Raw genomic sequence first — 9,080 nt, forward strand, 5'->3', positions numbered from 1 at the left:
CGCCAACCGCCAGCCACGCTGCCCTTGATGCGCTGAAACCGACCGCCGCCAGCTACTACAGTTTTGTTGATGTCACGGCGAAGAATCCGCACTTTGAAGACGCGTTTCGCCTGGCTTATCAGGAGCGCTTCGGTATCCGTCAGGACATTACCCTGCTCGCCGGCAGCCAGCGTCAGGCGGATCTGCGCGCCGATGTGCAAAGCAATGGCGGGCTCGACGCGTGGCTGGCCGGCACCCGGGCGCTCGGCGGCAAGGGCACGCACTACATCGGCTTCGCTGATGAGCCGAATCTCAACTATTCGAGCTTCGAGCAATACCGGGCAATTTTCGCCAGCATGGCCAGACAGGTACGCAGCGATCCGGCGAACGCCAAGGCCGGCGTGCGCATCGTCATGCCGGCCAGTTCGCGGCTGGTCAACGGGCCATTCGCTGAGAACGCAGCGAATAAACGCGGCATCGATTGGGCGCGGCGCCTGCTCGACGAATCTGCCGAGCAGATCGACGCACTGGCGTGGCACGAATGGATGATCCGCGACCTGCTCGCCACCCGGGTCTACCGCGACAGCGTGCGCCGCGCCGCCGAGCTGGTTGGCCTCGACGGCCACGGTCAACCGCGCAAGGCCTTGCTGCTGGACCAGACCAACATGTCCAGCGGCTCCAGCCTCAGCCCTTACGATCAGGAAACCCACTACGCCTCGCTGTGGTGGGCCTCGGTGGTGATCAACGCTTCGCAGGACGGTTTGCTGACGATGCTCAACTGGTTTCAGGCCGCCGATGAACCGCAGTACCCCAAGGGCATGATCCGGGTTTTTGGCGATGAGCGTTTCGAGCTGAAACCGGTGGGTCTGGCCCAGCAGTTCATTGCGCAGCACTGGCTGCATCAGGTGTTGTGGCTGGAGAACGATGCCTTTGAAGTCGATGTGCTGGCGATGGCCGGCGACGACCAGCGTGGCCTGCTCGGCGTGAACAAAGGGACGCGGTTGCAGCGTGTCGACCTGAGCGGCGCCAGGTGCCCGCTGAACAACGGCGCGTTGCGTTACTTCGGCGCAGACAACCGCAGCCGCGACGCGCCATTTGCCTGCCGCGACGGACGCGTCAGCTTCGACTTGCCAGGGCAAACCCTGTTCGCGTTGAGCTGGAGGGCGTCATGAACCCGATCCCGAATATTGCAAAACGCAAGGCGAACACAACCTGTGGTGAGGGGATTTATCCCCGATCGATTGCGCAGCAATCGCCGCTTTTCATCTTGAAAAACTGGGGCCGCTTCGCAGCCCATCGGGGATAAATCCCCTCACTACAGGAATTCCCTCACCACAAGGGTTCGCCACGCCAAAGAGTTCAGGAGTACGCACAATGGGTACCGTCAGCAAACTCAGCCAGCACATCAAACAAAAAGGTCTGCGCGCCACCCTCGCCAAGGCGTGGAAGCATTACGTGTTTTTCCATCAGGAACTGCTGTGGATGGAGCGCGATCTGGTCAGTCCGGTGCCACCGCACAGCCTCAAACCGTATCCGCCGCTGCGGGTGGTGAAGATCACCGCCGACAACGCCAGCGCCTTCGCCCGCTACTTCGGCGACCGTGTCGGGACCATGGCCGAGCTGGCCAACGAAGGCCACACCGGGCACATGCACCTGGACGATCAGGGCGATGCCGTGGCGTTCATCTGGGGCAGCGCGCGGGACTACTTCGACCGGCATTACTACGGCTGCCTGTTCCCGGTCAAACCCGGCGAATTCTTCGAGTTCGGCGGCGAACTGACCCGCGCTTACTGGGGCAGCGAACTGTCGGTGGACCTGCAACTGGAACTGTGGAAAGCCATGGCGGCCCAGGGCTGCGACAAGGTGGTGGACGTCTGCGAGTTCCACAACATCCCGGCGCTCAAGCTGCACCTGCGCATGGGGTACACCGAGCAGGGCCGGATCATGAACGTCTACACCCTGTTCGGTCGCTGGCGCTTCTACCGCGAAACCCGCTACAGCGGTTCGCGTCTGGATGCGCTGCGCAAACCGTCCCGTCCACCTGTCACAGCAACGGCGGTCTGAGCCTATGGCGGCGCAATTCGAATGGCGCACTTCATTGTGCGCCGCCGACTTCCCGGCAGCAGCATATGAAGCGCTGCGCCTGCGGGTGACGGACCACACACCGTTCAACAACCTGGGCTGGTTGCGCGCTGCGCAGTTGACCCTGGGTGAGGGAGAACGGTTGCACATTCTGCTGGGTTGGGAAGCCGACGAATTGCGCCTGTGCCTGCCGCTGGTGACGGGCCATGAACGCTTTGCCGGGGTGCCTCTGCGGGTGGTGCATCATCTGGGTTATCCGCTGGCCGACCGCCTGGCGCTGCTGTCGCTGCTCGATAGCGACGACATGCTCAAGGCGTTGCGGCTGATCCGCCAACGGCTGCCCCACGCGCTGCTGCAACTCAACGAGTTGTCCGAACCGGCCGGGGAAGAAAGCGCCCTCACCTCGTGGATGGCCGCCAGTTCTACCGGCGAGCGACGCCTGAGCTGTCGGGTGCCGGTGCACCTGATCAGCGACGCCGATCATCAAGAAGTCTCGGGTGACCCGCGCTACAAGCTGCGGCGGGCGCGCAAACGGATTGCCGCGTGTGGGGCGCAGGTGCGGCGCGTCACCCCGGACGCGCTGAGCATGGGTCCGCTGTTGCAGGCAATCAGCGAAGTCGAAGCAGTGAGCTGGAAAGGCGACGAAGGCGTAGGGATTTTTGCCAGCGAACGCAGTCGCCAATGCATCGAAAGTGCATTCACCGCCCTCGCCGCCCAAGGCCTGGTGCGCGTGGTGACGCTGGAGCTCAACGGGCGCTGCATCAGTTATCGCCTCGGCCTGCTCGAACAAGGCCGACTCTACGATTACAACCTCGCCTTCCTGCCGCAATACGCCGATCTGGGCAGCGGCCGGGTGCTGCTGGAGGAATGGATTCGCTGGGGGCTGGACGAACACTGGCGCTGGATCGATGCCTCGCGGGTGAGCCTGGAGAACTCCAGCCATCAGTTGCACGAGCGCATGACCGGCCAACTCGAACACTGGCGCTGGAGTTTCTATTCCTGGCGCCCCAGCGGGATCCTGTTGGGGCTTGGCTTGCGACTCTGGCATCAAATCAAACCGACGGTGCAGCAATGGCGGGCGCGACGCGCGGCCAAACCTGCCCCTGTGTCCACACCTGTCGTCATCACCACGGAGGGCGATCATGCCTCGCCAAGTCATAGTCAACGCTGACGATTTCGGTTTGAGCCCGAATGAAAACGCGGTGATCTTCGCCGCGTTCCAGGCCGGGGTTATCAGTAGCGCCACGGCCATGGCCAACATGCCGGCGTTCGAAGCGGCCTGCGCCATGGCCCGGCATCCTTCGCTGCAGGGTCGGGTCGGGTTGCACTTCAACCTGACTTACGGGCGGCCGCTAAGCCGCTCGATCCTGCGCAGCCGAACCTTCTGCGACGGCCACGGCGTGTTCGATCTGAGCCTGCCACGGCACAGCTTTTGGCTCAGTCACGAAGATCGCGACGCGGTGCGTGAAGAGTTGCAGGCGCAGTGGCAGCGCTGCGTCGAACATGACGTGCGGCCGAGCCATATCGACTCGCATCAGCACGTACACAACATCTGGCCGATCGGTGAAATCGTCGCGCGGTTTGCCGCTCAGCAAGGCGTGCCGATTCGCCTGGCGCGCAACCTGGGGCAGAACCTCAGCCTGCCCAAACGCGTGTTCAAAGGTCTGCTCAACTGGCGTTTGCAGCGTCTGGCCGCAGCGACGGCGGACTATGTGTGCACGCCGGTGGACCTGCGCAACGATCCCGCGCCGACCGACGGTGTACTGGAAATCGTTGCCCACCCCAATCAGCTCGGGAGCGATTTCGGGGATGCCTACCTCAACCCCGGAGAATCCCTGAGCCGCGTGCTAGAGCAGCGGCTGACGGGCGTTCCACGGGTTTCCTATGCCGATCTGAACAAGGATTTTCTACGCGGTGCCGCGGCACTCGATTGACCTACATAACTTGCAATACTTTCGAAGATGACACTTCGAAACGGCGTTGCAGGTGTGATCTATACCCACAAAAGCAACATCCACCACACCGGGCCTCGGCCACGGAGGGCAACATGAGTGTTATCGAAAAACTGCGCGAACGCATTCGTCAAAAGGGCCTCGGCCGTCTCTTCGCCACCCTGTGGAAACGCTACGTGTTCTTCCACTGGGAGCTGCTGTGGATGGAGCGCGATCTGGTCTCCCCGGTGCCACCGCACAAGCTGCGTCCGTACGAAGGTTTGCGCAAAGTCGATATCACCCAGCTCAACACCGGCGCCTTCGCCAAACACTTCGGCGACCGCGTCGAGACCATGGCCGAACTTGCCGCCGAGGGCCACACCGGGCACATGTACCTGGATGCCGACGGCCACGCGGTGGCGTTCATCTGGGGCAGTATTCGTGACTATCACGACCGCCACTATTACGGCTGCTGGTTCCCGGTCAAACCGGGCGAGTTCTTCGAATTCGGCGGCGAAATGGCCCGGCCGTATTTCGGCACCAGCCTGTCAGTGGACGTGCAAGTCGCGCTGTGGGAAGCGATGGCGGCCCAAGGCTGCGACAAAGTCGTCGACGTCTGCGAAACCCACAACATCCCGGCGCTGAAACTGCACATCCGCATGGGCTACCACGAACAGGGCCGCGTCACCCATGTCTACGGCCTGTTCGGCCGCTGGCGCTTCTACCGCGAAACCCGCTATCAAGGCTCACGCCTGGAACCCCTGCGCAAACCCGGACGGCCGGTGGTGAGTGCGGCGGCGCAGGCGTGATTCAGACGTGAAAGACATGGCGGTCATTCGGCCGCCATCGCGAGCAGGCTCGCTCCCACAGTGGATCGCGTAACACAGGACTTTGCCCACACCCGAAAAAGAATCGCCCTCCTTCCCTGAAGGCCAGGCCTGACTGCTCCCAATGGCGTGATCAAGTAAATTGGTGAAAAAACACAAGGGAGCAGAACGTTGAGCTACAAACTCACCAGCCTGGAGTTGCCGTCATTGCTCGTTGATGTCGTGGCAATTCGTGAATATCTGAAACAAGTGCTAAGTGATGACGACGATGAAGAGTTGCTTCGAGCCATCGGCTATGTGGCGCAGGCTTGCTCGAACATTCAGAAGGATCAAATGGGCGAAGTTGGTTCTGATTCTTTCAGCCAGACTTGAGACCCTGCTGACGCCTTCGCTGGCAAGCCAGCTCCCACAGGATTTCAAGTTGTGCGCAGAATTTTTGCCCATCCACAAGAATCTGTGGGAGCTAGCCTGCTAGCGATGGCGCCGGCACAACCAACATCGTCAGTGCCTGAACCACCGCTATCGCGAGCAGGCTCACTCCTACACGGGTTATGCGGGCAGTTCGACGTTATCCAGCGCCCTGTTCACCGTAACCGAATTGAAATACACCCGTGTAGGAGCTGCCGCAGGCGGCGATCTTTTGATCTTGCTTTAAAAAACAAAGTTAAAAGATCGCAGCCTGCGGCAGCTCCTACAGGGAGTTGGTGGTTGTCGGGTTCAGGCGTTCGCGCAGGAATTCGACCAGCGCCTGTACCGGGCGCGAAGCCTGGCGATGTTGTGGATACACCGCCGACAGGGTCAGCGGTTCGGGGCGGTAGTCGTCGAGCACCGGCACCAGTCGCCCGTCCTTCAGCGCCGCGCCCACAATGAACGTCGGCAGATAGGTAATCCCCATCCCCTGCACCGCCGCATCGCGCAGCAGCTCGCCATTGTTCACCCGCATGCGCCCGGTGACGTTGACCAGTAGCGGCTTGCCCTGCCCCGCGTTGAAGCGCCACTGCACCGAACGCCCGTGGCCGTATGGCAGACAGTCGTGACTGTGCAGGTCTTCGGGATTGAGCGGTGTGCCGCGTTCGGCCAGGTACGCGGGGCTGGCGCAATACACCCGTTCGATGGCGGCGATGCGCCGTGCAATCAGCGTCGAGTCTTCCAGCACGCCGATGCGCAAGGCCAGGTCATAGCCTTCACCCAGCAGGTCCACCGGGCGGTCGCTCAAGTCCACCTCCACGGTGACATCGCGATAGCGCTGCAGGAACAGCGGCAGCAGGCATCCCAGATGCGCCACGGCAAACGACAACGGCGCACTGACGCGAATCGTCCCGCGTGGCTCGGCGGTCTGCCCGGCGATGCCCTGCTCGACCTGCTCGACTTCGCCCAGCAGACGCAACGCCGACTCGTAGTAGCTCTGGCCCAGTGGCGTGACGTCGAGGCGCCGGGTGGAGCGATTCAACAAGCGCACACCGAGGCGCTCTTCGAGCTGCATCAAACGGCGGCTGACGAACTGTTTGGACAGGCCCAACTGATCGGCGGCGGCGGTGAAGCTGCCGGAGTCCATGACCTGGCAAAAAATACGCATGTCTTCGAACGGGTTCATTGTCACTCTCTGGTAGACAGTCAAACGCTTTATAGCCGCTTTTTCACTTTTCGACAGCTCATTAATCTGTGCCCACGGTGTTGAAACCCACCCCAAACCGGTAGGAGCTGCCGCAGGCTGCGATCTTTTAAAGATCAAAAGATCGCAGCCTTCGGCAGCTCCTACAGGGCACTCAAACAATCGAAAATGGAATTGAGCATGAACATCAAGAAAACCCTGACCGCATCCTTCCTCGCCCTGTCCATCGGCAACGCTTTCGCTGCCGGCAGCCCGGGAGTTGAGCACCAGACACAGGCCTTCCTTGACGCCCTCGCCGCCGGTGGTGGCAAGCCACTGGAACAACTGAGCCCCAAGGATGCCCGTGCGGTGCTGACCGGTGCTCAGGCTTCGGTAAAAGTCGACCTGTCCGGGGTTGAAGTCAGCGACAAGGCGATCTCCATCGATGGCCAGACGATCAACCTCAAAGTGGTGCGTCCGGCCAAGGTCAAAGGTGAATTGCCGGTGTTCATGTTCTTCCACGGTGGCGGTTGGGTGTTGGGTGATTACCCGACCCACCAGCGCCTGATTCGTGATCTGGTGGTCGGCTCGGGTGCGGTGGCGGTGTACGTCGATTACACGCCGTCGCCGGAAGCGCAGTACCCGACGGCGATCAACCAGGCCTATGCGGCGACCAAATGGGTCGCGGAAAACGGCAGGCAGATCGGCGTCGACGGCAAGCGTCTGGCGGTGGCCGGCAACAGCGTCGGCGGCAACATGGCGGCGGTCGTGGCGCTGATGGCCAAAGAAAAGCAAACCCCGGCCCTGCGCTTCCAACTGCTGATGTGGCCGGTGACCAACGCGCAATTCGACGATGCGTCGTACCAGCAGTTTGCCGAGGGCCATTTCCTCACCAAAGGCATGATGCAGTGGTTCTGGGACAACTACACCACCAACCCGGCCGAGCGTGCGCAGATCCACGCCTCGCCGCTCAACGCCAGTGCCGAACAGCTCAAAGGCCTGCCCGCCGCGCTGGTGCAGACCGCCGAGTTCGACGTGTTGCGTGACGAAGGTGAAGGCTACGCGCGGCATCTGGATGCGGCCGGGGTGCCGGTGACCTCGGTGCGTTACAACGGGATGATTCATGACTTTGGCCTGCTTAACCCGCTGAGTCAGATTGCAGAAGTGAAAGCAGCCGTGCGCCAGGCCGCGGCTGAGCTGAAGACGCATCTGAACCAGTAAAAGCAAAAGATCGCAGCCTGCGGCAGCTCCTACCCTGGAATGCATTTCCCTGTAGGAGCTGCCGCAGGCTGCGATCTTTTTTCTCCCTGACACTGCGGAATACCGACCATGCCCTTGCTCCTCAACCACCCCCTGTCCTGGAGCGCCGCCCTGCTGCTCCTCGACGCGTTGCTCTGGCACCTCGACCCGTTCAAGCACCGCGCACCGAGAGTCGGCATTCGTCTGGCGCTGTTTCTGGCGTTCAGCGCACTGATCATCAACGCCGACATCAGCCCCTTGCAGGCGCCGCTGTTCGCCGATGACCGGGTGATGCAACTGGGCGCGACGGCCCTGGGGATTGTCTGGTGGCTGTACGCCGCGCGGGTGCTGACCGAGGTGGTCGGTCTGGCACTGATGCGGCGCATCGGCCACAGCGGTCGGCTGTTGCAGGACGTGATCGGTGCGCTGGTGTTTCTGGCGGCGATCGTGGCGGCCGCCGGTTATGTGCTGGAGCTGCCGGTCAAAGGCTTGCTGGCGACTTCCGGAGTGGTGGCGATCGTCGTTGGTCTGGCGTTGCAAAGCACCTTGAGTGACGTGTTTTCGGGGATCGTGCTCAACACCACCAAGCCGTATCAGGTGGACGACTTCGTGGTGATCGACGGCGTCGAGGGCAAGGTCATCGACATCGACTGGCGCGCCACGCACTTGCTGACCAGCAGCGGCACCCTGGCCGTGGTGCCGAACTCGGTGGCGGCCAGGGCGAAGATCGTCAATCTGAGTCGCCCGACCAACCTGCACGGCGTTTCGATCAGCATCAAGGTGCCGAATCACATTCGCCCGCGGCGGGTGCTCGACGCCCTCGACCGCACCCTGCAGGGCAGCAGCAGTCTGCTGCTCAATCCGCCGCCCAAAGCCGTGTTGAAAGAGGCCGGTGAAGAGATGTCCGAATACGTTGCCAGCGGCTTCATCAGTGAACTGGGCAAGAAAAGCGAAGTACGCAATCAACTGTTCGACCTCGCCCACCGGCATCTCGAAGCGGCAGGTATTTCCCGGCATCCCGATGGCGTGATCGAACCCTCGACCCGCGCCCGGGCGTTGCTCGATGAAGTGAAAGTTTTCCGCTCGCTGAGTCATGAGGAACGTGATCGCCTCGCCGAATCGATGGTCGCGCAGCAGTACGCGGCCGGTCAGGTGGTGCTGGATCTGGATGAAGTGCCCGACAGTCTGTTTGTCATCGCCACTGGCGTGGTCAGTGCGACCGTGCCCGACGGCAACGGCCAGACCGAGGCCGGACGCATGGGGCCGAGCGAGGTCATGGGCGAACAGAGCATCCTCGCCGATACCCCGTCGCAAGCGACGTTCACCGCGCTGACGTCGAGCATCATCTACCGCCTCGACAAAGTCCTGACCCGCCAGTGCATGGCGCAGCGCAGCGAAGTCGGCCAGGCGCTGAACAAATTGCAGGCGGTG

Annotated in this window: 9 protein-coding genes and 1 pseudogene; 9 read left to right on the top strand and 1 reads right to left on the bottom strand. The window is 62.1% G+C overall.

Annotated elements, in window-relative coordinates; translation table 11 throughout:
* The 7 genes and pseudogenes from DBR18_RS29565 to DBR18_RS20175 form a co-directional block, all read left to right on the top strand.
* Positions 1 to 1,151 (top strand): annotated as a pseudogene (locus DBR18_RS29565) (hypothetical protein); the annotation flags it as partial.
* Positions 1,148 to 1,285, top strand: a complete 138-nt coding sequence (locus tag DBR18_RS28270; protein WP_158275057.1) for a hypothetical protein — start codon at positions 1,148 to 1,150, stop codon at positions 1,283 to 1,285. The pseudogene DBR18_RS29565 and the gene DBR18_RS28270, both read left to right, overlap by 4 nt.
* 68 nt (positions 1,286 to 1,353) lie before the next feature.
* Complete coding sequence (locus tag DBR18_RS20155; protein WP_108591630.1) at positions 1,354 to 2,043, top strand: GNAT family N-acetyltransferase; 690 nt, start codon at positions 1,354 to 1,356, stop codon at positions 2,041 to 2,043.
* A 4-nt stretch (positions 2,044 to 2,047) separates the two neighbouring features.
* Positions 2,048 to 3,232, top strand: a complete 1,185-nt coding sequence (locus DBR18_RS20160) for a GNAT family N-acetyltransferase (RefSeq protein ID WP_108591631.1) — start codon at positions 2,048 to 2,050, stop codon at positions 3,230 to 3,232.
* The gene (locus DBR18_RS20165) at positions 3,204 to 3,995 is read left to right on the top strand and encodes a ChbG/HpnK family deacetylase (protein WP_108591718.1); all 792 of its coding nucleotides are present in this window, start codon (positions 3,204 to 3,206) and stop codon (positions 3,993 to 3,995) included. The genes DBR18_RS20160 and DBR18_RS20165 overlap by 29 nt, the downstream gene beginning before the upstream one ends.
* Before the next feature lie 113 nt (positions 3,996 to 4,108).
* The gene (locus DBR18_RS20170) at positions 4,109 to 4,801 is read left to right on the top strand and encodes a GNAT family N-acetyltransferase (RefSeq protein ID WP_108591632.1); all 693 of its coding nucleotides are present in this window, start codon (positions 4,109 to 4,111) and stop codon (positions 4,799 to 4,801) included.
* A gap of 189 nt (positions 4,802 to 4,990) precedes the next feature.
* Positions 4,991 to 5,191 carry a transcriptional regulator gene (locus DBR18_RS20175; protein ID WP_108591633.1) on the top strand — a complete coding sequence of 67 codons (201 nt, stop codon included), beginning with the start codon at positions 4,991 to 4,993 and terminating at the stop codon, positions 5,189 to 5,191.
* Between the two features lie 319 nt (positions 5,192 to 5,510).
* Here DBR18_RS20175 and DBR18_RS20180 read toward each other — a convergent pair whose 3' ends face one another.
* Complete coding sequence (locus DBR18_RS20180; protein WP_108591634.1) at positions 5,511 to 6,413, bottom strand: LysR family transcriptional regulator; 903 nt, start codon at positions 6,411 to 6,413, stop codon at positions 5,511 to 5,513.
* A gap of 198 nt (positions 6,414 to 6,611) precedes the next feature.
* Here DBR18_RS20180 and DBR18_RS20185 point away from each other — a divergent pair, with 198 nt between their 5' ends.
* On the top strand, positions 6,612 to 7,631 hold the full coding sequence (locus tag DBR18_RS20185; RefSeq protein ID WP_108591635.1) for an alpha/beta hydrolase: 1,020 nt from the start codon (positions 6,612 to 6,614) through the stop codon (positions 7,629 to 7,631).
* A gap of 108 nt (positions 7,632 to 7,739) precedes the next feature.
* Positions 7,740 to 9,080, top strand: a 1,341-nt coding sequence (locus DBR18_RS20190) for a mechanosensitive ion channel family protein (RefSeq protein WP_256588816.1), incomplete at its 3' end; no start/stop codon positions are given.

It is taken from the genome of Pseudomonas sp. HMWF021 (assembly GCF_003061005.1).
Taxonomy (GTDB): domain Bacteria; phylum Pseudomonadota; class Gammaproteobacteria; order Pseudomonadales; family Pseudomonadaceae; genus Aquipseudomonas.

What these genes read in the sequence shown, in the direction of transcription:
- DBR18_RS28270 (WP_158275057.1), top strand. Translation starts at nt 1,148, where the DNA reads ATGAACCCGATCCCGAATATTGCAAAACGCAAGGCGAACACAACCTGT.
- DBR18_RS20165 (WP_108591718.1), top strand. Translation starts at nt 3,204, where the DNA reads ATGCCTCGCCAAGTCATAGTCAACGCTGACGATTTCGGTTTGAGCCCG.
- DBR18_RS20160 (WP_108591631.1), top strand. Translation starts at nt 2,048, where the DNA reads ATGGCGGCGCAATTCGAATGGCGCACTTCATTGTGCGCCGCCGACTTC.
- DBR18_RS20185 (WP_108591635.1), top strand. Translation starts at nt 6,612, where the DNA reads ATGAACATCAAGAAAACCCTGACCGCATCCTTCCTCGCCCTGTCCATC.
- DBR18_RS20180 (WP_108591634.1), bottom strand. Translation starts at nt 6,413, where the DNA reads ATGAACCCGTTCGAAGACATGCGTATTTTTTGCCAGGTCATGGACTCC.
- DBR18_RS20155 (WP_108591630.1), top strand. Translation starts at nt 1,354, where the DNA reads ATGGGTACCGTCAGCAAACTCAGCCAGCACATCAAACAAAAAGGTCTG.
- DBR18_RS20170 (WP_108591632.1), top strand. Translation starts at nt 4,109, where the DNA reads ATGAGTGTTATCGAAAAACTGCGCGAACGCATTCGTCAAAAGGGCCTC.